Origin of the sequence: Streptomyces sp. NPDC050439, from assembly GCF_040655335.1 — a bacterium.
Taxonomy (GTDB): Bacteria; Actinomycetota; Actinomycetes; order Streptomycetales; family Streptomycetaceae; genus Streptomyces.
This window is the reverse complement of the sequence record NZ_JBFAJT010000002.1, coordinates 334792-359004: the sequence shown is the minus strand read 5'-3', so window position 1 is coordinate 359004 and position 24213 is coordinate 334792. Positions and strand designations below refer to the sequence as shown.

At 69.6% G+C, this 24213-nt stretch carries 24 protein-coding genes; 14 read left to right on the top strand and 10 right to left on the bottom strand.

Features of this window, described 5'->3' with window-relative positions:
• Position 1: 1 nt before the first annotated feature.
• Entirely contained in the window at positions 2 to 1111 is a 1110-nt protein-coding gene (locus tag AB0I66_RS08685) for a substrate-binding domain-containing protein (protein WP_363207035.1), read from the bottom strand.
• A 625-nt stretch (positions 1112 to 1736) separates the two neighbouring features.
• Here AB0I66_RS08685 and AB0I66_RS08680 point away from each other — a divergent pair.
• The 6 genes from AB0I66_RS08680 to AB0I66_RS08655 all read left to right on the top strand — a co-directional run bounded on the left by AB0I66_RS08680 (position 1737) and on the right by AB0I66_RS08655 (position 7235).
• A complete protein-coding gene (locus tag AB0I66_RS08680) occupies positions 1737 to 1940 on the top strand; it encodes a cold-shock protein (RefSeq protein ID WP_100598391.1) in 204 nt (67 codons plus the stop codon).
• A 163-nt stretch (positions 1941 to 2103) separates the two neighbouring features.
• Positions 2104 to 3633: a DEAD/DEAH box helicase gene (locus tag AB0I66_RS08675; protein ID WP_363207034.1), complete on the top strand. Its 1530-nt coding sequence runs from the start codon at positions 2104 to 2106 to the stop codon at positions 3631 to 3633.
• Between the two features lie 80 nt (positions 3634 to 3713).
• Positions 3714 to 4292 (top strand): TetR/AcrR family transcriptional regulator, encoded by a 579-nt coding sequence (locus AB0I66_RS08670; RefSeq protein ID WP_363207033.1) that lies wholly within the window; start codon positions 3714 to 3716, stop codon positions 4290 to 4292.
• A 126-nt stretch (positions 4293 to 4418) separates the two neighbouring features.
• Entirely contained in the window at positions 4419 to 5201 is a 783-nt protein-coding gene (locus tag AB0I66_RS08665) for an oxidoreductase (protein WP_363207032.1), read from the top strand.
• 112 nt (positions 5202 to 5313) lie between these two features.
• Complete coding sequence (locus AB0I66_RS08660; RefSeq protein WP_363207031.1) at positions 5314 to 5883, top strand: WHG domain-containing protein; 570 nt, start codon at positions 5314 to 5316, stop codon at positions 5881 to 5883.
• Between the two features lie 155 nt (positions 5884 to 6038).
• Positions 6039 to 7235 (top strand): GDSL-type esterase/lipase family protein, encoded by a 1197-nt coding sequence (locus AB0I66_RS08655; RefSeq protein ID WP_363207030.1) that lies wholly within the window; start codon positions 6039 to 6041, stop codon positions 7233 to 7235.
• Between the two features lie 54 nt (positions 7236 to 7289).
• Here the strand turns inward: AB0I66_RS08655 and AB0I66_RS08650 are convergent, their stop codons facing one another.
• Positions 7290 to 8075, bottom strand: a complete 786-nt coding sequence (locus AB0I66_RS08650; protein ID WP_363207029.1) for an ankyrin repeat domain-containing protein — start codon at positions 8073 to 8075, stop codon at positions 7290 to 7292.
• A 120-nt stretch (positions 8076 to 8195) separates the two neighbouring features.
• On the opposite strand from AB0I66_RS08650, the gene AB0I66_RS08645 reads away from it, so the two are divergent.
• From AB0I66_RS08645 to AB0I66_RS08635, 3 genes are all read left to right on the top strand, one after another.
• The gene (locus AB0I66_RS08645; RefSeq protein WP_363207028.1) at positions 8196 to 9134 is read left to right on the top strand and encodes a pentapeptide repeat-containing protein; all 939 of its coding nucleotides are present in this window, start codon (positions 8196 to 8198) and stop codon (positions 9132 to 9134) included.
• A gap of 132 nt (positions 9135 to 9266) precedes the next feature.
• Positions 9267 to 9464 carry a hypothetical protein gene (locus AB0I66_RS08640; protein ID WP_363207027.1) on the top strand — a complete coding sequence of 66 codons (198 nt, stop codon included), beginning with the start codon at positions 9267 to 9269 and terminating at the stop codon, positions 9462 to 9464.
• 834 nt (positions 9465 to 10298) lie between these two features.
• Positions 10299 to 10616 (top strand): MerR family transcriptional regulator, encoded by a 318-nt coding sequence (locus AB0I66_RS08635; protein WP_363207026.1) that lies wholly within the window; start codon positions 10299 to 10301, stop codon positions 10614 to 10616.
• 3 nt (positions 10617 to 10619) lie between these two features.
• Here the strand turns inward: AB0I66_RS08635 and AB0I66_RS08630 are convergent, their stop codons facing one another.
• Positions 10620 to 11375 (bottom strand): sigma factor-like helix-turn-helix DNA-binding protein, encoded by a 756-nt coding sequence (locus AB0I66_RS08630; protein WP_363207025.1) that lies wholly within the window; start codon positions 11373 to 11375, stop codon positions 10620 to 10622.
• A 578-nt stretch (positions 11376 to 11953) separates the two neighbouring features.
• On the opposite strand from AB0I66_RS08630, the gene AB0I66_RS08625 reads away from it, so the two are divergent.
• Complete coding sequence (locus AB0I66_RS08625) at positions 11954 to 14032, top strand: SpoIIE family protein phosphatase (protein ID WP_363207024.1); 2079 nt, start codon at positions 11954 to 11956, stop codon at positions 14030 to 14032.
• Here the strand turns inward: AB0I66_RS08625 and AB0I66_RS08620 are convergent.
• Positions 14019 to 14198 (bottom strand): hypothetical protein, encoded by a 180-nt coding sequence (locus tag AB0I66_RS08620; protein ID WP_363207023.1) that lies wholly within the window; start codon positions 14196 to 14198, stop codon positions 14019 to 14021. The two genes, AB0I66_RS08625 and AB0I66_RS08620, sit on opposite strands and share 14 nt — an antisense overlap.
• A 189-nt stretch (positions 14199 to 14387) precedes the next feature.
• On the opposite strand from AB0I66_RS08620, the gene AB0I66_RS08615 reads away from it, so the two are divergent.
• Positions 14388 to 15227, top strand: coding sequence for an endonuclease/exonuclease/phosphatase family protein (locus AB0I66_RS08615; RefSeq protein WP_363207022.1), 840 nt, complete (start codon positions 14388 to 14390; stop codon positions 15225 to 15227).
• Positions 15228 to 15253: 26 nt separating this feature from the next.
• Here the strand turns inward: AB0I66_RS08615 and AB0I66_RS08610 are convergent, their stop codons facing one another.
• The 4 genes from AB0I66_RS08610 to AB0I66_RS08595 all read right to left on the bottom strand — a co-directional run bounded on the left by AB0I66_RS08610 (position 15254) and on the right by AB0I66_RS08595 (position 20150).
• A complete protein-coding gene (locus AB0I66_RS08610; protein WP_363207021.1) occupies positions 15254 to 16258 on the bottom strand; it encodes a DMT family transporter in 1005 nt (334 codons plus the stop codon).
• 120 nt (positions 16259 to 16378) lie between these two features.
• Positions 16379 to 18874, bottom strand: coding sequence for an excinuclease ABC subunit UvrA (uvrA, locus tag AB0I66_RS08605; protein WP_363207020.1), 2496 nt, complete (start codon positions 18872 to 18874; stop codon positions 16379 to 16381).
• 82 nt (positions 18875 to 18956) lie between these two features.
• Positions 18957 to 19451 carry a hemerythrin domain-containing protein gene (locus tag AB0I66_RS08600; RefSeq protein WP_363207019.1) on the bottom strand — a complete coding sequence of 165 codons (495 nt, stop codon included), beginning with the start codon at positions 19449 to 19451 and terminating at the stop codon, positions 18957 to 18959.
• A gap of 210 nt (positions 19452 to 19661) precedes the next feature.
• Positions 19662 to 20150, bottom strand: a complete 489-nt coding sequence (locus AB0I66_RS08595; RefSeq protein ID WP_363207018.1) for an ATP-binding protein — start codon at positions 20148 to 20150, stop codon at positions 19662 to 19664.
• Between the two features lie 354 nt (positions 20151 to 20504).
• Between AB0I66_RS08595 and AB0I66_RS08590 the strand changes: the two genes are divergently transcribed.
• The 3 genes from AB0I66_RS08590 (at position 20505) to AB0I66_RS08580 (ending at position 23046) form a co-directional block, all read left to right on the top strand.
• Entirely contained in the window at positions 20505 to 21314 is an 810-nt protein-coding gene (locus AB0I66_RS08590) for an alpha/beta hydrolase (protein WP_363207017.1), read from the top strand.
• A gap of 140 nt (positions 21315 to 21454) precedes the next feature.
• On the top strand, positions 21455 to 22669 hold the full coding sequence (locus AB0I66_RS08585; RefSeq protein ID WP_363207016.1) for a SpoIIE family protein phosphatase: 1215 nt from the start codon (positions 21455 to 21457) through the stop codon (positions 22667 to 22669).
• On the top strand, positions 22666 to 23046 hold the full coding sequence (locus tag AB0I66_RS08580; RefSeq protein WP_363207015.1) for an STAS domain-containing protein: 381 nt from the start codon (positions 22666 to 22668) through the stop codon (positions 23044 to 23046). Before AB0I66_RS08585 ends, AB0I66_RS08580 begins: the two co-directional genes overlap by 4 nt.
• Positions 23047 to 23061: 15 nt before the next feature.
• Here the strand turns inward: AB0I66_RS08580 and AB0I66_RS08575 are convergent, their stop codons facing one another.
• Entirely contained in the window at positions 23062 to 23532 is a 471-nt protein-coding gene (locus AB0I66_RS08575; RefSeq protein WP_363207014.1) for a peroxiredoxin, read from the bottom strand.
• 365 nt (positions 23533 to 23897) lie between these two features.
• Positions 23898 to 24213: hypothetical protein (locus AB0I66_RS08570; protein ID WP_363207013.1), on the bottom strand; the 316-nt coding region annotated here is incomplete at its 5' end.

Below are 24213 nucleotides of genomic sequence, written 5' to 3'. Positions count from 1 at the left end.
GCTAACCCTTGAGACCGACCGTCGCGCACGCCGCCTTGAACTCCGCCGTGCAGATGTCCTTGGCCTTGTAGATGCCGTCCTTGACGACCGTGGACTTGATGGTCTCCCGAGTGAGGGGACGGACGGAGACCAGAAGGGAGGGGATGTTCTTCGTGGTGGCGTTCTCGGACCTGTCCCCGGCCAGTGCGTCGTACTCGACCATGCGGCCCTGGGCGATGCGGACCGCCATCTCGGCGGCGCCGACGGCCTCTTCGGGGTAGGGCTTGTAGACGCTCATGTACTGCTCGCCCGTGACGATGCGCTGCACGGCCGGCAGCTCCGCGTCCTGACCGGTGACCGGCGGCAGGTCGGTGATGCCCGCGGCCTTGAGGGCCTTGATGGCGCCGCCCGCCATGCCGTCGTTGGCGGAGTAGACGGCGGCGACGTCGTCCTTGCCGATGGCGGTGATCGCGTCCGTCATGTGTTCGCCGGCGATCTGTGGTTTCCAGCCATCGGTGTCGTACGACTTGGCGATGTCCACCTGGTTCTGGAGCTGGGAGAGCGCGCCCTCCTTGAAGACGGCGGCGTTCGGGTCGGTCGGCGCGCCGTTGATCATGACGACCTTGCTGTTCTGGCGGTTGCCGCCGCCGAGCGCCTTCAGGATCGCCTGACCCTGGACCTGGCCGACCAGTTCGTTGTCGAAGGCCACGTAACCGGAGACGGGTCCCTCGGCGAGCCGGTCGTAGGCGATGACGGGGATGTCCGCTTCCTTCGCCTTCTCGACCGACGGCGCGAGCTTCTTCGCGTCCACCGCGCTCACCAGGATCGCGTCGACCTTGTCGGCGACCATCTGGTCGAGCTGGTCGTTCTGCCTGGCCGCGTCACCCTTGGCGTTGGCGTAGACGAGCTTGCCCTTGCCGTTGGTGAGCTTGGTGACCTGCTTCTCGATGATGGGGTGGTCGAACTTCTCGTAGCGAGCCGTCTCCGCCTCGGGCAGGAGCAGACCGACGGTGACGTCGTCACCCTTCCTCTCAGTCCGTGACTTCCCGTCGTCCGAGCCCAGCAGGCTGCCGCAGCCGGCGAGCGAGAGTGCCAGGGCGCTCACAGATACGGCGACGGAGGCTTCACGCATACGGGTTTTCATTCGCCCACTTCCTCGATCGGACCGCTTCGTTGTGGTCCGAGATGGCTGAAAGCCAACCCCGGAGTGTTCCCGGCGTCAAGGAGTCAATGCATAACGAGATTGCAATGGAATGTGCGTTTCAGTATTGAACTGTCCAGCATTTACACGTGACAGCAGGAGTGTCCGCCAGCTGCGGCGGAGCCGTGTGGGGCCGGTGAAGGCGGGGTGGAGGCTGCATGACTTGGAGGATGGCCCCCGGGGTGCACGAGGGTGCGGCCGGGAACGAAGCGGACCATTCGGGCTGTCCGTACATCGTCACTTCGTCGCCCGACACGCCCGCGTCGGCGGCGCTCGCGTCAGAAGGAGGCCGCAGGCTTCCGCAATGTGGCGCGGGCCCTGGGCCGGTCGGGCGAAATAAGTGCAGCTTGCCCGTGCCGCGAAGCTGATCTCGTGCTACTGTTGATCGTAGTTGCAGTTGTGGTTCCCATAAGACTTCAAGTGCCTTTGGTGGATAAATTCCACCGGGCACTTTTGTATTTCCGGGAGAAGTTTTCCCGGACGGGGCAATCAACGTGGCGACGCCGGGGTTCGCACAGTGCGGGTCCCGGAGCTTGCCCCGAAGGAGATATTTAGTATGGCTACTGGCACCGTGAAGTGGTTCAACTCGGAAAAGGGCTTCGGCTTCATCGAGCAGGAGGGTGGCGGCCCGGACGTCTTCGCCCACTACTCGAACATCGCCACCCAGGGCTTCCGTGAGCTTCAGGAAGGCCAGAAGGTGAACTTCGACGTCACTCAGGGCCAGAAGGGCCCGCAGGCGGAGAACATCGTTCCCGCCTGACGCCTGAAGCGTTAAGACGACGCTGGTGTCCGCGCCTCACGGCGCGGGCGCCAGCTCGTTGCTGTTTACAGAAGGTTTTGTTTTTTCGGCTCGTGCTTGCAATTCGTTCGGTTGAAATCCACCGAGAATTCCTCGATGCGTGCCCTATCGAGGAAGGTTCTCCATGAACCGCTCAGCACGCTCGAACGACCGGTATTCCAACCCCCGCAACAGCGGCGGCCCTCGCGGTGCCAACCCCCGCAAGGGTGGCGGCGCGCGCCCCGGCAACCGCTCCGGCGGCCAGGGACGCCGACCCTCCGCTCCGCAGGGTGAATTCGCCCTGCCGGTCACCATCACCCCGGGCCTCCCGGCGGCGGAGACCTTCGCCGAACTCGACATGCCGGCCCCGCTCCTCAAGACGCTCACCGGCCTCGGCGTGACCGAGCCGTTCCCCATCCAGGCGGCCACGCTGCCGAACGCCCTCGCCGGCCGGGACGTACTGGGCCGTGGCCGCACCGGCTCCGGCAAGACCCTCGCCTTCGGGCTCCCGCTCCTCGTGCGCACCGCCGGCCGGCGCGCCGAGTCGAAGCAGCCCCTCGCCCTGGTCCTCGTTCCCACCCGGGAGCTCGCCCAGCAGGTGACCGAGGCGCTCACTCCGTACGCCCGGTCGCTGAAGCTGCGTATCGCCACGGTGGTCGGCGGCATGTCGATCGGCAGGCAGGCCGGAGCCCTGCGGTCCGGCGCCGAGGTCGTCGTCGCCACGCCGGGACGCCTCAAGGACCTCATCGAGCGCAAGGACTGCCGCCTGGACCGGGTGAGCATCACCGTTCTCGACGAGGCCGACCAGATGGCCGACATGGGCTTCATGCCCCAGGTCACCGAACTGCTCGACCAGGTGCGCCCCGACGGCCAGCGGATGCTGTTCTCCGCCACGCTCGACCGCAACGTCGACCTGCTGGTGCGCAGCTACCTGCACGACCCGGTGGTCCACTCCGTCGACCCGTCCAAGGGCGCGGTCACCACGATGGAGCACCACGAACTGCACGTGCACGGCACCGACAAGCTGGCGGCCGCCACCGAGATCGCGGCCCGCGACGGCCGCGTGATCATGTTCCTCGACACCAAGCACGCCGTCGACCAGTTCACCAAGCACCTGATGGGCAGCGGTGTACGGGCCGCCGCGCTGCACGGCGGCAAGTCGCAGCCCCAGCGCACCCGTACGCTCGCCCAGTTCAAGACCGGCGCGGTGACGGTCCTGGTGGCCACCAACGTCGCGGCCCGCGGCATCCACGTCGACAACCTCGACCTGGTGGTGAACGTCGACCCGCCCATCGACCACAAGGACTACCTCCACCGCGGCGGTCGTACGGCACGCGCCGGTGAGTCCGGCAGCGTCGTCACCCTCGTGACGCCCAACCAGCGCCGCGACATGAGCCGCCTGATGTCCGCCGCCGGAATCCGGCCGCAGATCACCCAAGTGCGCTCCGGCGAGGCCGAGTTGAGCCGCATCACCGGGGCGAAGGCACCCTCCGGAGTGCCCGTCGCGGGCAGTGCGCCCACCGAGCGCCCCAAGCAGCGCGGCGGCGCCCCCTTCCGGGGCATGGGCACGCGTCCGGGGCAGCCCGGCCGCTCCGGCGGCGGCTCCCGCCGGACCGCCGAATCCCGCGAGATGGCTGAGGCCCGCAAGGCCGCGCGCGTGCGTCGGGCTGCCTGAGGCCCGTAGGTCGCACCTATGACGTTGTGTCTGAGGACGGTTCTTGACCTCTAGGTCAAGAACCGTCTAGTCTTCGTGTCATGGGAAGGCCGAAGCAGTTCGATCCGGACGCCGCCGTCGAGCAGGCCATGGACGTGTTCTGGCGCAAGGGGTACGCCGCCACCACGCCCCAGGACCTGGTGGACGCGCTCGGCATCGGCAAGGGCAGTCTCTACAACACCTTCGGCAGCAAGCACGCCCTCTTCGAGCGGGCCCTGCGCCGCTACCGCGACAGCCAGGCCGCCGCTCTCGTCGAGATGCTCGAGGAGTCGGGGCCCGTGAAGGAGCGGTTGCGCGCGGCGCTGTGGCTGCTCGTCGAGATGGACCTCGCCGATCCGGACCGGCGCGGCTGCATGGCGGTGAACGCCGCCGCCGAGCTGGCCGGGACGGATGAGGTGGCGACCGAACTGGTCCGGCGCATGTTCGACCGCACCGAAGAGGCCTTCTCCTCCCTGGTGGAGAAGGGGCAGCGGTCGGGCGAGATCGCCCCGGGCCGTGATGCTCGCGCCCTCGGGAGCCTGCTGGTGACCACGGTCGTCGGCCTGAGGCTGATGGCGCGCGTCGTGGAAGGCCCGGAGCGTCTCGCCAGGGTGATCGACGCGACGGTCGACTCTCTCTGATCCGACGGAACCCCCGAACCTCCGAACCCCCGAACGCTGAACCTCGGATACGAGTACCCCAATTTTGTACCTGTAGGTCAAAAAATTGGTCTGCAGAAGCTGAAGAAACTGAAGGAGCTGGGAAGCGTGGAGCTCGACCTCAACGGCAAGACCGCCGTCGTCACCGGTGCCAGCCGCGGGATCGGACTGGCCACCGTCAGGGCGCTGATCGACGAGGGCGTACGCGTGGTGGGCGCGGCCCGCACCATCACACCCGAACTCAAGGAATCGGGAGCCTTCGCCGTGTCGGCCGACCTCGGCACCCCGGAGGGCGTGGCCGTGCTCATGGACGGTGCCTTCGCCGAACTGGGCGGCATCGACCTTCTGGTGAACAACGTCGGCGCCGGTGACGCCGTGCAGCCCGTCGGCTTTCTCGACACCGACGACGAACAGTGGCACGGCGTCTTCGACCTCAATCTGCTCAGCGCGGTCCGCGTCAGCCGCGCCGCGCTGCCAAGCCTGATCGAGCGTGGCGGTGCGATCGTCAACGTCTCCTCCATCAACTCCCGCCTCCCGGCGGCGGGCCCCGTCGCCTACAGCGCCGCCAAGGCGGCGCTCACCTCCCTGGGCAAGTCGCTGGCCGAGGAGTTCGGGCCGCGGGGTGTACGGGTCAATACCGTCTCGCCCGGCGCGGTGCGCACCGCCATCTGGGAGGACCCCGACGGCTTCGGGGGCAAGATCGCGGCCGGTGCCGGAGTCGAGCACGCGGCGTTCCTCGCGCAGATCCCGACGGCGTTCGGCATTACCAGTGGGCGGATCACCGAGCCCAAGGAGGTGGCGTCGCTGATCACGTTCCTGCTCTCGGATGTGGCGGGCAATGTCACCGGAGCGGATTACGTGATCGACGGGGGCACGGTCAAGACGGTCTGACGGCGTCTGGCATGACCAGCACATCCTCTGAGGCCCCTCCTTCACGGCTTATCGATTTGCCTAAAGGTATTAGGTAGATGCAGAATCAGTTAAGCCTAAGGAAGGGAAGGGCATGGTTCGCGCAGGACTGACCGTGGAGCGCCTGGCGCAGGCCGGGGCGGAGCTGGCCGACGAGGTCGGCTTCGAGCAGGTGACCGTCTCGGCACTCGCCAGGCGCTTCGACGTCAAGGTCGCGAGTCTCTACTCGCATCTGAAGAACTCGCAGGACCTCAAGACGCGCATCGCCCTTCTCTCCTTGGAGGAACTCGCCGACCGGGGCGCCGCCGCGCTGGCCGGGCGAGCCGGGAAGGACGCGCTGACCGCGTTCGCCGACGTCTACCGCGACTACGCGCGAGAGCACCCCGGGCGCTATGCCGCGGCCCGGTTGAGGCTCGACCCGGAGACGGCGGCCGCCAGCGCGGGCGTCAGGCATGCGCAGATGACGCGGGCGATCCTGCGCGGCTACGACCTGACGGATACCGACCAGACCCACGCGGTCCGGATGCTGGGCAGCGTCTTCCACGGCTACGTCAGCCTGGAGATGGCAGGGGGCTTCAGCCACAGTCAGCCCGACTCGCAGGAATCGTGGGAACGCATCCTGGATGCCCTCGACGCACTGCTGCGGAACTGGCCTGCGGCCTGACCGGGGCCCGCGGCCTGGTCGGCCCGCGCGGTCGATCGTTGCCGGCCCAACCCGGCAACCGGGCAACCGGGCAAGCATGACCGAGCCCGGACCCATGGCCGAGCCCGGCCCATGACCATGACCCAGACACGATGATGAGCAAGCGGAGGCCGACCATGGACACCGAGCACGACGACTGGATCACCACACCCATCACCGCGGACCTCCTGCGCGGCGCCCTCGACCTGGAGCGCACCGACCACGGCGTCCTGCCGCACAGGCTGCCCGCCTGGGCCCGCGCCCAGTGCGCCGACGGGCAGCTGGCCATGGCGGAGTCCCAGCCCTCCGGCGTACGCCTTGCCTTCCGCACCCGCGCCACCGTCATCGAGCTGGACACGCTGCCCACCAAGCGCGACTACGTGGGTGTCCCGCCCCGCCCGGAGGGCGTGTACGACCTGCTCGTCGACGGCCGCCTGACGGATCAGGGCTCCGTGAGCGGCGGCAACATCCTGACCATCGACATGACGAACGGGAAGACCGAGACCCGGCCTGGTCCGCCCGGCACCATCCGGTACGCCGGACTGCCGGACCGCGCCAAGGACATCGAGATCTGGCTGCCGCACAACGAGACCACCGAGCTCGTCGAGCTGCGCACCGACGCACCCGTCGAGCCCGCACCGGACCGGGGCCGCAAGGTGTGGCTGCACCACGGCAGTTCGATCAGCCATGGCTCCGACGCGGCGAGCCCGACCGCTGTCTGGCCCGCCTTGGCGGCTTCCCTCGGCGGGGTCGAGCTGACCAACCTCGGCCTGGCCGGCAGCGCGCTTCTCGACCCGTTCACCGCCCGCACGCTGCGGGACACCCCCGCCGACCTGATCAGCGTCAAGATCGGCATCAATGTGGTCAACGCCGACCTGATGCGTCTGCGTGCCTTCGGTCCGGCTGTCCACGGCTTCCTCGACACCATTCGTGAGGGCCACCCCGACACGCCGCTGTTGGTCGTCTCGTCCGTCCTGTGTCCCATCCACGAGGACACGCCCGGCCCGAGCGCACCGGACTTCAGCGGCCTCAGCGAGGGACGGCTGACGTTCAGTGCCATGGGTGATCCGGATGAGCGTGCCAGTGGGAAGCTGACGCTGCGCGTCATCCGCGAGGAGCTGGCCCGGATCGTGGAGCAGCGGTCGGCCGACGACCCCAACCTGCACTACCTCGACGGCCGGGAGCTGTACGGGGAGGCCGACGCGGCCGAGCTGCCGCTGCCGGACCAGCTGCATCCGGACGCCGCCACTCACCGCCGTATGGGCGAACGCTTCGCCAAGCTGGCCTTCACGGCCGACGGCGCCTTCGGGGCGTCGGCGGGCCGAGGGGTCTGACCGAGCGCATTCGGGTCGGAGTCGCCACGGCGCACCGTCGGAGGGCGGGGTGGCTCACCCGAGGCCGGCGCGCGCCACGGCTCCCTGGGCGAGCAGCCACTGGACGACGTCATCGGCTTCCTGGGCGCGGGCGATGTCCAGGGGAGTCATGTCGTCGTAGCCGATCCAGTTCACATCGGCGCCATTGCGCAACAGGAATTGGGCGGTGGGGAGTTGGCCGCCGTGGCAGGCTCCCCAGAAGGCGCTGGTGATCGCGGACTCGGTGGGGGCGGGGGAGTCCGGGGCAGCGAGGAAGGCCTCCACCTGGTCGAGCAGGCCGAGGGTGGCGGCGTCCTGCAGGTCGGCGCGGGCCCCGTGCTCCAGCAGCCTGCGGGCCGCCCGCCACTGGCCGAAGCCGCGCGCGTCGGCCAGCGGGGTGCCGCCGCCGATGACGGCACCGGATGGCTCGATGTCGGCGCCTGCGGCGATGAGGGCGTCCAGCGCGACGATGTCGTCGTTGCTGGCGGCCCAGTGCAGGGGCGTCTCGGTGTGGGCGCCGACGAAGCGGGCGTCGGGATCGGCCCCCGCGGCGACGAGGGTGGCGATGACCTCCGCGGTGTGGGGGCGGTGGCCGGGCCAATCGGTGGCGATGTGCAGCAGACTCCGCCGACCCGCTGCGGGGCCGTCCTGGCTGATCCAACTGGTGGCCAGAGCGGGGTGGTCGACCAAGAGCTGACGCAGCGCGGCGACGTCACCCTTCTTGATCGCCTCGGTCACCGAGACGGCAAGCGGCTCTGGGGAGTTGAGGGTGGGCTCGGTGGGCTCGGTGGGCTCAGTGGGCTTGCTGTGCTCGCTGGGCATGTAGTGAAAGGCCTCCCGTTAAGAACTGCTCGGTCACGCCGGACCAGTCTGGCCCAGACCCATGCGCATACCCCTCACGTTCAAGGCGTGCCGCCGTCCACGCACGGACATCATGCCGCCATGAGCGACAGCGACAGCGGCACGCAAGTGATTCCCACCAAAGCCTGGGTATGGGGCGGTCTCGGGGCCGCCGCCTTCATCGTGCTCCTCGTCTGGGGCCCCTGGTGGATCGAAGGCCACCGCCTCAAAGAAGGCGGAAAGCTCGTCGCGAGCGCCGGGATCATCGTCACCGGCTTCCGCACCATGCTCATCGCGATCGTCGCCGGAGCAGTCGCAGCAGCCGGGCTGTACTACACGCGCGAGAAGCATCGCCTGGAACGTGTGCAGTTCCAGCACGCGCAAGACCAATTCGCCGAAAGCCAGAAGCAGTTCGAGACCACGCTGCGCGAGACCCAACAGCGTGAGGAACAGCAGACGAGGCTCACCCGCGAAGGACAAGTCACTGGACGGTACGTCGAGGCGATCAAACTGCTCAGCTCAGAGGATGCCACGCAGCGCCTCGGAGGCATCTACAGTCTCGAACGCATCATGCGGGACAGCGAAGACGACCATGACACCGTCATCACCGTCCTGGGCGCCTTCATCCGCCAGCATGCGGGGCTCGGTCTCGGTACACCCCGGCCCGACGAAGCCGTGCAGGCCGCCGTCACCGTAATCGGGCGCCGACCCGTGCGGCATGAAGCGGCGCGCCTCGACCTGAGGCGTACTGATCTGACAGCGCTCGACTTCGAGTACGGAAACTTCCGCCACGCACGCCTCGGGGGAGCCGACCTGCGTGCTGCCAACCTGCGCGGCACCGACCTTTCCGGGGCTTGGGCACCGAAAGCGGACTTCCGGGAGAGCTACGCCGTCGGGACGAAATTCGACGGAGCCAACCTGCGTGATGCGCACTTCTCCTCGGAGCAAGTCCCGGCCGGCATGCCCGAGTTCGCTCGGGTCATCACCGATCCTGAGGCCGGCACCAACGCCGCTCCCCACGAGGAGCAGTCCCGAGGGTAGAGAACGGGATGCGGCACGCGGCAAGCGGACAGCCGCGCGGCGGCCTGTTCATGGTGTCTGCGGGTAAGCGAATCCCACAGTCGTGGTGGCGGCACGAGATCCATCGACGCCACGAATACGGAAGGAACCCCCATGATCGCTCTCCCCAGCCCCAGGCGCCTCACCGCTCTGACCGCCGTTTCGACGGCCGCGATCGGCGGCACCACAGCAGCCACGATCGGCGCGGGAGCGCCTGATGCCGTGACCCTCGCAGCTGCGGTCGCCGCCTTCGGAGTCGCAGCAGTCGTAGGCGCTGTCCGCCTCGGAGCCAAGCCGGCGCCTGCGGCCTGAAGGCGCCGCGCACCCTTTGCCCCGACCCTGGGCGACGTCGACTACCTGTCTGTCGGACACGCGGAAATCTGTGTCGGCCAGAGTAGACATTGGGGAGTGGTGTGGTTATGGTTTCTCTCGTAGCCGAGATCGAGCAAGGCCCGGCAGACACGAACTGCCGGGCAGCAGTACAGGTAGTACCAGCAGTACGAGCAGTGCCAGCAGTTCGCAGGACGGTGCGGTGGTGGAGTCTCGAAGCCAGAGCGGTTGCAGGACGGCGACGGGTCTGACGACCGGACCGGGTGGCCCGCAGTGATCAGGGGCCGCCATGAGCGGTATCGCAGGTTGCAGGAAACGCAGTGTTGGTCAGTGGTCCCTCGGTAAAGGCGTCGGCTGCGGGCGCGCGTACCGGGAAGTTCGGCAGTGGGGTTCTAAGCCAGAGCAGATGCAGGAGGGGCGACGGGGCTGGCTGCCGAAGAGTGGCGCTACGACAGGCCACAAGCGGTTCGCAGTAACAGCAGTACGCAGTACAAGCAGTACGCAGTTCTCGCTCAGAAAGATCAGAGGGATAGAACGGAGGAGCAAGGCGCCATCAGGATCGCCCGGACGGCATTTTGAGTCCGGGTACCGCAGGACATCGATAGTGAGGTGGTCTTCGGTCAAGCAACTGCGATCCCCGTACCCCCGGCGGCAGTTCGGTCGGGCCTACGGAAACAGAAGGCCGACGCGGTATCAGGGTCGGCAGATGGTGTAGCAGTTCCTTCGGGGCCCGGGTGCAGACATGGCACCCGGGCCCCTCCACGCGTCCCGGCATTCAAGCGTGCAAGCGCTCCACGCGTTGTACAGAGAGGTGCGATGACAGCAGCCGACTTGTTCGGACGTCTCGATGACGACGACTATCCCGCGTTCACCATGGGCCGGGCCGCCGAAATGCTCGGCACCGCCCAGGGCTTTCTGCGCGCCATAGGCGAAGCCCGTCTCATCACCCCGCTGCGCTCCGCGGGCGGCCACCGCCGCTATTCGCGCTATCAACTGCGCGTCGCCGCACGGGCCCGTGAACTCGTCGACCAGGGCACGCCCATAGAGGCCGCCTGCCGCATCGTCATTCTCGAGGACCAGCTGGAAGAGGCCCAGCGCCTCAACGCCCAGTACCGCGAGGCCGCCGCGAACTGACCGTCACGGCGTGGTCGTGATGGTGTACGCGACAAGGGCGATGAGGCCTGCCACCGCCGCCCAGACGGTGTGCGTGAGCATGCGGATGCGCCGCTCGCTGTCCTCGCGTACGGAGGCCGGGTGACTCACGGTGCTGCCCGACATGCTCTCGAGGAACGCGGCGAGTGATTCCCGCGTCGCCTCCCATGGCTGGTCGGGGCGCAGTTCTCGGAGAGCCGCGCGGGCGTGCAGCAGTCTGCTGCGGGTGGCGGCGGTGCCGGCCTCGGTCTCGGCGGCTGCTTCGGACACGCTCAGGTCCAGCCCGTCGCACAGCATGAGCGCGCGCCGCTGCCGGGGAGGGAGCGCGAGTATCGCGCGCAGCAGCGGGTCGTCCGGGGCCGGGGAGAGGCGGCGGAACAGTCTGCGGAACCGGTGCCAGGGTGACAGGGCGTAGGCGTGCGCCTGAATGCGCACCCATCCCACCGGGTCGGTGTCCCGGGCGACTTCGGGCCAGTGGTCCCACGCCCGGTGGAACGCGTGTTCCGCGGATTCGAAGGCCAGTCGGAGGCACCCCGTGAGTACGTGTGCCTGGCGGATCAACCCAGGGGCGGCATAGACGTACAGAGCGTCGAACGCGTCTTCAGGCGTGAGCACCCGAGTGGCCGTACGGGGTGAGGGGAGGGCCGGGTGCGGAAGGCCGTCCTCGTGAGCAGCCGCTCCAAGGCCGTCCTCGTCAGCAGCCGCTGTCACGGGCTCCGCGCCGAGGGCGCGCAGGAGCATGGTGCGGCTCCTTGCCGACGCCACGGCGCGTGCGGCGGTTCGGGGGCGGACGGCCGGGGGGCTCTCGTGAGGTGTCTCTCCTGGAGTGTCGAGGCCCTCGACTTGTGCAGCGATCTTCCGTCTCCTTGCTCCCGGGCCCGGTGCGGGCGGCGGGTCATCCGCATGCCGTCGCTTCCAACACCGCCCGCCCTGAAGGAGTTTCGCCCCGGCGTGCCGGAATTGACGTTCGAGCAAAGGCAGTTGTCGACCGACCCTCGGGCACGTGCGGCCCGACGGCGGCCCGACGCCGGCGCAACGGCTCGACGCTCGGCCGTATCGACCGTACCGGCTCTAGATCACTAACGGTTTCCCGGCCTCTTCACGGGAAGTGGCGCGACACCTTGGCATATGCCCCCCAGGGCTCAGTAAGGCTCTGGCCAGGCGCTATGGCCTGGGAAATATGCCAGAGGTGCCGCTCTCATCTGCTCAGGCCTCCGCCGCCAAAGCCCCGCCAGGTAGTGCTGCGGTCAGGCGCGGGTGAGCATGGAAGGGCCGTGTCCCGGCGATGGGCAGGGCGCGCGAGGCGGGAGGTGTCCGGCATGCGCGACAGCGAAGCGGAATCCGACGCCGACGGCCTCGGTGCGACCGTGCCGCCGGGTGGGCTCATGGACCTGCTGGGCGTCTGCGCGGTCGTCCTGGACCACTCGGGGCGCATCGTGCTGTGGAGCCCGCAGGCCGAAGAGGTCTTCGGCTATACGGCCAAGGAGGCACTGGGGTGCTACGCCGCGCACCTGCTCGTCGACCGGCGGCACCGCGATATGGCGGCCGGCCTGTTCTCCGAGGTGATGGCCACCGGGACGAGCTGGGCAGGGGCCTTCCCGGTCCGCCACAAGGACGGCGTCAACCGACTCGTGGAGTTCCGCAACATGCGGCTGCTCGACGAAGGCGGCGAGGTCTACGCACTCGGGATCGCGGCCGGTCGGCAGGTGCTCCACCGTATGGAGACGGGCCTGGCGCTGTGCGAGAAGCTGGTGTCCCAGTCCCCCATGGGAGTCGCGCTGCTCGATCACGAGCTGCGCTATCTCCTGGTCAATCCCGCACTGGAACGGATCAACGGTCTGTCGGCGGCCGACCACATCGGCCGCCACCCCCGGGACATCCTCACCTTCCTCGACGTCGAGGAGATCGAGTCCTGCCTGCGCGAGGTCCTCGCCACCGGGACACCGATCATCGACCGCTACGCCGTGGGCCGCACCCCCGCCGATCCGGACCAAGACCATGCCTGGTCGGTGTCGTACTACCGCCTGGAAGGAGCCCACGGGCAGCTCATGGGGGTGGCCAACTCGGTGGTGGACATCACCGAACGCCACCGTGCCGAAGCCGAGGCGGAGCGGGGACGCCGCAGACTCGCCCTGCTCGCCACGGCCGCCGCGAGCGTGGGCACGACGCTGGAGGTGGACCGGACGGCCCAGGAACTGGCCGACGTGATGGTGCCCGACCTGGCCGACATCGCGGCGGTGGACATCCTCGACTCGGCACTCGAGCTGCGGCACGGCGCCGATCGCGAAGGACCGCGCCGCTTCAGGGCGCTGGGCCTGGCGAGGGCCTACCCCTCCGAAGCGGCCGTGGCCGCCGACCAGCTCGGCGACCTGGCCTCGTACCGCGCGGACCGCCTGATCACCCGGTGCGTCCGTACCGGCCGGCCCGTACTCGTGGCCGATGTCAGCGCGGCGGACCTGGAGCACATCGCCCGCGACCCGGACGCCGCCCGACTCCTGGCCCGCTCCGGCGTCCACTCCTACCTGGCGGTGCCGCTCACCGCCCACCAGGAGGTCCTGGGAGCCGTGGACCTGGTGCGCGCCCGCAACGCGGAACCCTTCGACGACGACGATGTCCTGCTGGCCCAGGAACTCGCGCACCGGGCCGCCATCGCCATCGACAACGCCCGCTGGCACCAGAGCATCCGTCTCACCGCGGAAACCCTCCAGCGCAGCCTGCTGCCGGGGCCGCCGCCACCGCTGCACTGCCTTGACATCGCCTCCCGCTACCAGCCGGCCCAGACCTCGTGCGCGGTGGGCGGCGACTGGTACGACGTCATCCCTCTGGACGGCGACCGCACCGCACTGGTCGTGGGCGACGTCATGGGCCACGGCATCGACGCCGCCGCGACGATGGGCCGCCTGCGTACCGCCACCCAGGCCTTCGCCGACCTGGCCATGCCCCCCGACGAGGTGCTGCGCCACCTCGACACGACCACCGCCAGACTGGAGACGCACATCGCGACCTGCGTCTACGCCGTCTACGACCCGCACCGTCACGCCTGCCACATCGCCAACGCCGGCCACATGCCCCCCGTGCTGATCCCCCAGGGCGGCCCGCCGCGCCTGCTGGCCCTGCCCGAGGGCACTCCCCTCGGCGTCGGACACGCCCAGTACCGCACCATCGAGCTGGAGCTGAATCCCGGTGACCGCCTCGTCCTCTACACCGACGGCCTGGTCGAGACCCGCCACCACACCATCGACGAACGCCTGGACGAGCTTCTGCGGCTCCTCGACCAAAGCGGCCCCCTACAGGCCACCTGCACCCATCTCCTGGAGGCCTTGCGCGACGGGGACACCACCGACGACATCGCGCTCCTCATCGCAGAGGCCAGGGCGGAGAATGTCAGTTGCGCCTAGGCGGACAGAGGATCGTCGTGTCCAGCGGGCCCAGGGTGACGACCGACTCGGAGATCCCGGAGGTCCAGACGGTGTCGCAGACCGTGCAGGTGAAACGGTTGGACAGGCCGTCCGTGTGACGGCCGCAGCTCGGGCACTGTTCCGTCGTGTAGTACGCGTCCGCCATGGCTGTGCACCTGTCACTAGGCTGTTCGTCCGATCAAGTCGCCGGGGTCCTGCTGTGCGTCCTGAACACTCACGAGGACAGAACACTCAACAGGAGATGTACCGGATGATGCCCCACCCGTGAAGCGCCTCTCGCTTAACCTCGTGCGTGGAGACGGCGGATGCTCCGTGCATCCATGTTGAGGAGGCGATGGTGCTCGCAAGGTCCACGAGGTTGCTCGCGGGCGCCATGACCCTGGCCTGCCTGGTGCTCATCGGTCCCAGCGCACCGAACTACGCCCTCTTCGGCGAATCGCGGCCCGTCGACGCCGTCCGGGATGTCGTGCCGAACCGGGTCATGACGTGGAACATCTGCAACCCCTGCGAGGAGAGCGATGTGGACCGGGCCGCGGAGATCGCCTCGTACGCGCCCCAGGTCATCGGTCTGCAGGAAGCGTGCGTGGGTGACGTCCAACGCATCCGGGACTACCTGGAGTACCTGCACGGGCTGGTCTACCACGTCGAGTACGGCTCGGTGCTGAGCAGTTGGGGCCGCTGCGGGGGAGTTCCCTGGAGCCCGGGAGGCTTCGGGCAGGCGCTCCTCTCGGCGGCGCCGATGACCGACCGCGTGAACGTGGAGTACCCCGACGGAGGCTCCGAGGACCGTGGGTACATGGCGGTCACCACGACGGTGGGCGGGCGGTCCGTGCGGGTCTTCAACACGCACCTCGCCCAACGCCAGCAGGAAGAGGTCCGGGCGGACCAGGTCGGTGTGCTGGCCACCGCCGTCGCGCGGCACGACCGCGCCATCGTGCTCGGGGACTTCAACGCCGTGCCGGAGGCCCCCGAGCTCTCCCGCATATGGGACCTGGCAGCGGACACGGACGAGCAGTGCCGTCCCTCGGCCGCCGGCACCTGCAAGCCGACCACCGACTGGCTCAGCAAATTCGACTACGTCTTTCTGCGAGGCATCGCCCCGCTGAGGCACCGCGTCCACCTCACCTCGTACTCGGACCACAACCTGCTGCACACCGATGTGGACCTGGGCTGACCGGTGCGGTAAGCGGCGCCGGCTCTCTAGCGCGTGGGCGGGCCGTCCACTCGCTGCGCTTCCGGGGTGCGCGCCGCGCTGCCCGAGGCGACGACCCGGCCCGTCCCTGTGCCCGTCAGTGCCGCGAGTGCCACCGCGGCCAGGGCCAGCGCGACGCCCGCGACGGTGGCCGCCGTGACGTCCGTGTCGCCGTGCGGCAGCAGCAGGTCGAGGGCCAGCGAACCGACCAACTGACCGGTGATCGTGCACAGTCCCAGGAGCAGGACGCCCAGTTTCTGCACCGTGGCGACCGCGATGGTGATGAAGGAGATGCCGACCAGGCCACCGAGATAGACGTACGGCTCGGTCGGCAGGCGGGACGGCACCCCGACGGCCACGGCGTGCACCAGGAAGATCACGCTCAGCGCGGCGGTACCGGCGACGAAGTTGAAGAACGTCCCCGCGTACGCGGACCCGGCGGCGTTCTTCACATGACCGTTGACCGCCTGCTGCCAGCTCACGCACACGCCCGCGACCAGCGGCAGCAACAGCATCAAGTAGGGGAATCCGCCGCCCAGTTTGTCCGCCATCGACAGCCCCACGGCCGCGAGCACGAGCACCGCGCCGACGACCCCGCGCCGGGTGGGCCGCTGCGGTCCGGCGGGACCGAGCCCCATCCGGTCGAAGAGCAGGCCCCCGGTGACCTGGCCCGCGACGATGGCGACCGTGAACAGTGCGACCCCGAGCGCTCCGACGGTCAGCCCCTGCGCGAGCAGGAAGGCAGCTCCTCCGAAGCCGCCGAGCACCTGCCACCACCTGAGCCGCCCGGCACGTACGTCCGCGATCACCCGGCCGACCCCGCGGCGCGGCCCGCGCAGGACGAGGAGCCCCAGGGTCAGCACGACGAATCCCGAGCCGAACGAGATCACCGCGGCCGCGAAACCGTCGCCGCCGAGCCCGGCGGCGAGCTCACCGGTGATGCGCGCTTGCAGGGATATCAGGGTGCCGGAGAAGACGGCGAGGAGCAGCCAGGGGGCTGCGGCGGCGGGCATGTGCGTACGACCTCTGGGTGGGTTCGGGTGATCACTCCTTTCTAACCGATCAGCCCGTCGTCGGGCCGGGCGGGCCGGATGACGAGACACCCGGGGACCGCCCGCGTCGCCGGGTCCGCTTCAGGAGCGCCGCAACCGCGGTGCGAGATAGGGGGCGGTGGCGCTGCGGCGTGACCGGGCGACCTTGGCGGGGGTGCCGGTCGCCACCACCCGGCCGCCCGCGTCGCCGCCGCCCGGGCCGAGGTCGATGACCCAGTCGGCGGTGGCGATAGTGTCGAGGTCGTGCTCGACCAGGACGACCGTGTTGTCGGCGTCGACGAGCCGGTGCAGCTGGCGGAGCAGCAGGGCGATGTCCGCGGGGTGCAGGCCCGCGGTCGGCTCGTCGAGGAGGTAGAGCGCGTGGCCGCGGCGGGCCCGCTGGAGCTCGGTGGCGAGCTTGATGCGCTGGGCCTCACCGCCGCTGAGCTCCGTCGCCGGCTGGCCGAGCCGCAGATATCCCAGGCCCACCTCCCGGAGCGTTTCGAGGCTCCGGGAGGCAGCGGGCACATCGGCGAGGAACGTGGCGGCGTCGTCGACGGACAGCGCGAGCACGTCCGCGATGTGCATGCCCCGGTAGGTCACTTCGAGTGTCTCGGCGTTGTAGCGCGCGCCGTGGCACGTCGGGCACGGGGCGTAGGTCCCCGGCAGGAACAGCAGCTCGACCGTGACGAAGCCTTCGCCCTGGCACGTCTCACATCGCCCCTCGGCGACGTTGAAGGAGAAGCGGCCGGGCGAGTAGCCGCGATCCCGGGCCTCGTCCGTCGCCGCGTACAGCTTGCGTACGGCATCGAACATCCCGGTGTACGTCGCCAGGTTCGAGCGGGGGGTGCGGCCGATGGGCCGCTGGTCGACGCGGACAAGACGGTCGAAGGATTCGAGGCCCTCCGCGTCCCGCACGTCGATTTCCAGCTCCGCCTCGTCGGACGTCCCGTGCTCCGCGTGCTCCTCGTCCTCTTCGGGCGCGAGCCCGAGGTGGCCGCGCACGACCTCGGCGAGGACTTGCGTGACCAGCGTCGATTTCCCGGAGCCGGAGACGCCGGTGACCGCCGTCAGCACGCCGAGCGGTACGTCCACGGACACGTCCCGCAGGTTGTGCCGGGACACCCCGCGCAGGCGCAGCCACCCCTGCGGCTTGCGGGGACGGTGGGCGACCGGCTCGGCGCGTCCGAACAGGTAGCTGCTGGTGGCCGACTCCTCGACCTTCTCAAGACCGGCGACCGGACCGCTGTAGAGCACCCGACCGCCCGCCTCGCCCGCGCCGGGCCCGATGTCGACGACCCAGTCCGCCCGCCGTACGACGTCCATGTCGTGCTCCACGACGAACAGCGAGTTGCCCGCGGCCTTCAGCCGGTCAAGGACGTCGAGCAGTGGCTCCGCGTCGGCGGGGTGCAGCCCTGCCGACGGCTCGTCGAGCACGTAGACGACACCGAACAGCCCGGAGCGCAGCTGGGTGGCGATCCGCAGGCGCTGTGCCTCGCCGGGGGAGAGGGTCGTCGAGCGGCGGCCGAGACTGAGGTAGCCGAGCCCGAGGCCGAGCAGCACCTCCACGCGGGCGACCACGTCGGCGCAGATCCGTACGGCGACCTCGGTGCTCTCCCCGGACCGGGCGGACGAGGTGGCGGCCGAGGCCTCCGGCAGTTCCGCGACGGGCCGCAGCAGGTCCGCGACCTCGGCGAGCGGCATCGCGTTGACCTCGGCGATGGAATGGCCCGCGAAGGTGACCGCGAGCGCCTCGGGCCGCAAGCCGCTGCCCTCGCACTCGGGGCAGGGCACACCTTGGACGAACCGCATGGCGCGGTCGCGCATCCGCTCGCTCTTGGAGTCGGCGAGGACATGCATGACGTGCTTGCGGGCGCTCCAGAACTTGCCGTAATAGCCGTAGTCGACGCGCCCCGGCTCGGGCTTGATGAGCACGGACGGCTGCTCGTCGGTGTAGAGCAGCCACTCCTTGTCCTTCTTCTTGAGCCTGCGCCACGGCCTGTCGATGTCGATGCCGAGGCCGCTCACGATGCTGCGCAGATTGGCGCCCTGCCAGGCGCCCGGCCAGGCCGCGATGGCGCCGTCCCGGATGCTCAGCGACGGGTCCGGGACGAGCAGCTGCTCGGTGACGTCGTGCACGACGCCGAGCCCGTGGCACTCGGGGCAGGCACCCGCCGACGTGTTGGGCGAGAACGCCTCGGCTTCAAGCCGCTCGGCGCCCGGTGGATAGGTCCCGGCCCGGGAGTAGAGGATGCGCAGCAGGTTGGACAGCGTGGTGAGGGTGCCGACCGTGGACCGTGAACTGGGCGCCCCGCGGCGCTGCTGCAGCGCCACGGCGGGTGGCAGTCCGGTGATCTCCTGCACGTGCGGCGCACCGACCTGCTGCAGCAGCCGGCGGGCGTAGGGCGCGACGGACTCGAAGTACCGGCGCTGGGCCTCGGCGTAGAGCGTGCCGAAGGCGAGGGAGGACTTGCCCGAGCCGGAGACGCCGGTGAAGGCGACCATCGCGTCCCGGGGAATGTCCACGTCCACGTTCCGCAGATTGTGCTCGTTGGCTCCCCGGACACGCACGCAATGGCCGGCCGCGTTTTTTTCCATGGAATGTTCTTTAACCGTTCCGGCCGTGGTGGCTGGCCGCCACGCGAATGAAACGGTTCCCGGGCGCGGGCTCCCAGGGATGTCAGTCCTTCACGATGCGGCGGACGTTGTCGATGTTTCCGCAGTCCGCCTTGAGGTGCTTGTCGCGTTCCTTGGTGAAAGCGGTGCCCAATTCCTCGCGGCGTTCCATGGCCACGTTCTCGCGTGCGCCGTTGAGGATCGTGCGCTCCTCCTCGTCGGTGTGGTGGGTCACCGCCTCGACGAGCTTCTCCAGCTTCTCGTCCCAGTCGTCGGAGCCGACGTCGTCCACTTCGAGGAGGGCGAGCAGCGCCTCGTTGCCCTCCTCGTGCTCTTCGACGCCGTGCTCGACCTCTTCGTTGTCGATGTCCCGGTAGCGCCGCAGGGCGGGGTAGACCTCGGCCTCCTCCGCGAGCGCGTGCGCGATGAGCAGGTCGGCGAACTTCTGCAGGGCCTCTGCCCGTTCGGCCTCCACGCTGCGCATGGCGCGGAACAGTTCTTCCATCCGACGGTGATCGTCGAGGATCAGCTCCACGACATCCGTTGCCTTGTCCGGCATGGGGTTCTCCTTCTCGGCGGGGGCTGGGGGCAGGGGGGAGCGGGCGCGGCTACGTTTCGATACGTTTCGTACAGCGATACGTTTCGTACAGATACCTAGCGCGCTCGCCGTTCCGCGAGGTGCCTCATGTACCCGGCCGTCGCGTGTGTCACTCCTGCGGCCTACCGAGGGCGAGAGCCACGGCAGCTCCGACCCCGCGCCGTGAGCGGATCAGTGGGCGGTGCGGGGAATGCCGGCTCCCCGGACACCGGCGGCCGGCTCGCCGGCCAGGGCGATGTGGGCGGTGACGCGCTTGCCCGCCGGTTCGAGCTGGACCTGGAAGTCCTGGGCGACGGCCTTGACGATCTCCAGGCCGTGCCCGCCGATTCTGTGCGGGTCCTCGGAGCGTGCGACGGGGCGCGTACGGGCGCTGTCGTGCACGGTCACCGCCACCGTGGAGTCCACGATGCGCAGCTCCATCAGCATCGGCCCGGGGGCGTACTTACGGGCGTTGGTGACCAGTTCGCTGACCACCAGCTGGGTCAGGTCCATCGCGCGGGCGGAGATGTCGACGTCCTGGTCCGCCTGGGCACGGGTGAGGAAGTCGAGGGCGAGATGACGTGCTTCCGCGATGGAGGAGTCCCCGTCGTTCAACGGCACGGCGACAGCCATGAGCTGCGCTGCCGTCGACCCCTTGCTGCCGCTGCCGGCTGACTCCATTTCCTCTCCACCTTCGTCCCTGCGTCCCCGTTTCCTGCTCCCTTACCCTGCTGGACGCGTCACATTCTGCTCTGGCCCAGATCGATGATCCGTTCGAGCAGCGGCCGGGTCCCGCGCCGCACCAGCGAGTGCAGTCGAGAACATGGTGACAGACGCACGCCGGTGACACCCCGCGCTTCGCGTCCCTGCCCGGCACAAGTGGAATGACGTGCGGACACGTGGTGCAGACGTGCGGCGCGGGCCTCGTGGGGCGATGCGCCGGCTGGCGCGGTGGTGATACAGGGCGTGACCAGGCACGGGCCGTACGGCGGCTTCGATGAAGCAGTCGGCGGGGATTCTGCGACGATGTGGCCCATGGCTGCAGTGAGCAGAAATCATGTGACGGTCACCGGCCGGGCCGGAGGGCCGGTGGTGATGCTGGCGCACGGGTTCGGATGCGACCAGAACATGTGGCGGCTCGTGGTGCCGCTCCTGGAGCGCGATCACACCGTGGTCCTGTTCGACCATGTCGGGGCCGGGCGCTCCGACATGTCGGCGTGGAGCGAGGAACGCTATTCCTCGCTCGATGGCTATGTGGAAGACGTGCTGGAGATCTGCCGTGAGCTGGCGCTCGGCCCGGTGACGTTCGTGGGTCACTCGGTGAGCGCGATGATGGGTGTCCTTGCCGCCGTGCGGGAGCCGGAGGCGTTCGCCGGTCTGGTGCTGCTCGCCCCCTCGCCGTGCTTCATCGACGATCCGGCCGAGGGGTATCGCGGCGGCTTCAGCGCCGAGGACATCGATGAACTCCTCGGCTCGCTGGACGCGAACTATCTGGGCTGGTCGGGTGCCATGGCTCCGGTGATCATGGGAAATCCCGAGCGGCCGGAACTGGGCGAGGAACTGACCAACAGCTTCTGCCGCACCGATCCGGAGATCGCCCGTGTCTTCGCCCGTGTCACGTTCCTCTCCGACAACCGCGAAGACCTGGCCAAGGTCGGCGTGCCCACGCTGGTCGCGCAGTGCTCCCGTGACGCGATCGCGCCCCCGGAGGTCGGAGCCTTCGTCCACGACCGGATCTCCGGCAGCCGTCTCGTCACCCTGAACGCGACCGGCCACTGTCCCCAGCTCGCCGCTCCGGAGGAGACGGCCGCCGCGATCACCGACTTCGTCGGGGGCGCGAGATGATGAGCAGGACGAGTGACGGCGGGGGCGGCGAGTCCTCGGAGCCGGGGGAACATCCCGAGGAGGAGCCCGGGGAGCAGTCAGGGGAGGAGCCAAGGGAGCAGTCCGGGGATCGGCCAGGGGGTCGGCGCGAGGAGCAGTCCGTGGGCGACTCCGCGGCGTTCTCCGCTCTGCTGGAGGACAGCGTCGAGGATCTGTACGAGCACGCGCCGTGCGGGTACCTCTCCACGCTCCTCGACGGCACCATCGCCAAGATCAACATGACGCTGCTCGACTGGCTCGGATACGCCCGCGAGGACCTGGTGGGCCGCAAGGCGTTCTCCGACCTGCTGACCGTGGGCGGCCGGCTCTACCACGAGACGCACTTCGGGCCCCTGCTCCAGATGCAGGGCGAGCTCAGCGGTGTCGCCCTGGAACTCAGGACGGCCGACGGCAGCCGCCTGCCCGTCCTGGTGACCTCCACGGTCAAGACCGGCAGCGACGGGCAGCCGCTGCTCATCCGCACAACTGTTTTCGACGCACGTGACCGCCGCTCGTACGAGACCGAACTGCTGCGCGCCAGGCAGGAAGCGGAACGCGAGCGCGAGGAACTCAAGCGGCTCAACGCCGCTCTGCAGCGGACACTGTTGCCCCCGACGCTCGTGAGCGTGCCGGGTCTTGAGGTGGCCGCGCACTACCACATCGCCTCCACGGACATGGTCGGCGGCGACTTCTACGATCTGTTCCCGCTCGCCGCCGGGACCTGGGGGCTCTTCCTGGGGGACGTGTGCGGCAAGGGTGCCGCCGCCGCGGCCATCACCTCCCTGGCCCGCTACACGCTGCGTGCCGCTGCCGTCTACGACCCCGATCCGGCCGCGGTCCTCGCCAACCTCAACACCGTTCTCAACCACGAGTACACCGGCGACGACCCCCGCTTCTGCACGGTCATCTTCGGACTGCTCACCCCCGACCCCGAGGGGAGCGGCTTCCGCGTCACCCTGGCCAGCGGCGGTCACCCCCCGGCCCTGCTGATGCGCGCGGACGGAAGCGCCGATCCGCTGCCCACCCCCGGCGGTCAGCTCGTCGGTGTCCTGCCCGACGCGCACATCGCCACCACGACCATCTGCCTCGCGGCGGGCGACACCCTGCTGCTGTACACCGACGGCCTCACCGAGGCCCACACGGCTTCGAGCGCCGACGACGACCGCTACGGGGACGACGCCCTCCTCGACTTCACCCAGGCGCTGGCACCGACGACCGCACCGGACACCGTCGCCGCGATCCGCGACCTGCTCGACACCTTCGGCACCGGTGTCGAGGACGACACCGCCGTCCTCGCCATCAGCGTGCCCCTCCCGACCAGTGAAGAGCAGCAGTGACCCAGCTCGCCGTCCGCACCCGGACCACCGCCGCGGGGCCCGTCGTCGAACTGACGGGAGAACTCGACCACGAGAGCTGCTCCCAGCTCCGCGGAGTCCTGCCCGGACTGGCCCTGCGGCGGGGCCAACAGCTCGTCATCGACCTGACGGGGATCACCCTCTGCGATTCGAGCGGCATCAGCGCACTGATCGCCGCCCGCAACCACGCCCTCGCCGCCGGCGCGGCCATCGCGCTGGCGGCGGTGCCGGGGCGCATCAGCCGCGTCCTCGCGCTGGTGGGCCTGAGCCAGGTCTTCCCCACGTACCCCACGGCGCACGCGGCGGAAGAGGCCTGGCCGCCTTCCACCACGCGCCCCGAGACGGGGTATGTCAGCTGAGCCGCAGCGGCCGTCCTACTCCCGACCGGCGGCGGACCGTAGCGCCGCCAGTGCCCGGTCCGCGTGGGCGCTCATCCTGAACTCGCTGCGGACCACCTCGATCACGCGCCGGTCGGTGCCGATGACGAAGGTGGTCCGCTTGGTCGGCAGGGGGCCGAAGCCGCGTGCCACGCCGAACCGGCCGCGTACGACGCCTTCCGGGTCGGACAGCAGGGGGAACCCGAAGGTGTGCCGCCCCGCGAACTCGCGCTGACGCTCCACCGCGTCCGAGCTGATCCCCACCGGCCTTGCGCCCACGGCAGCGAACTCCGCCGCCAGGTCCCGGAAGTGGCAGGCCTGGGCGGTGCAGCCGGGAGTCATGGCCGCCGGATAGAAGAACACGACGACCGGACCTTCGGACAGGAGCTCCGCGAGCGACGTGGACGTGCCCGTCTCGTCAGGCAGGGTGAAGTCCTCGACGACCGAGCCGACTTGCACGCGGCTCATCGCCGAACTCCTCGACTGAGGCGAAGAAACCCGGGCGAGGAGGGTAGCACAGGGTGAGGTGGCGACACGGACACGGGATCTCCAGACAGCTCGGCATCACAGGGCAGCGTGGCTCGCGATACTACTCGCCGGTAAGGAGGTGTGCGCTCGCTTGGGTTGGCTGAGGGGCGGGTCTCGGACGGATCGGCGGGGGAGGGGTGCCGCCCGGATTGGAGGCGGCTGGCGGCCCCGGACGGGTCTTGGACGGGTGGGGCCGTGGGCGGAAGTCGGCCGGGGTGACCGCGGGCCGGTCTCAGTCGAGTTGGTCGCGGGCGCGTCTCGGAGGGGTGTAGACGGAAGTTGGCCAGGGTGACCGTGGGTGGGTTTCAGCTGCGTTGCTCGTGGGCTGTGCGCACTTGGGGCGGGTCGGCCCGTGGCTGGGTCACCGCCGTGTGGGTCGTGGGCGGAAGTCGGTCGGGGTGATCGCAGGCTGGGTTCGGCCGGGCCGGGGTGATCCGTGAGGCCCCGCCGAGTTGGCCGTGGCGCGCCTCGAACAGGTTGGCCGTGAGCGGAAGCCGGCCGGGGCGGCCGCGGGCTGGGCTCGGTCGGGCCGGGGTGATCCGTGAGGCCCCGCCGAGTTGGCCGTGGCGCGCCTCGAACAGGTTGGCCGTGAGCGGAAGCCGGCCGGGGCGGCCGCGGGCT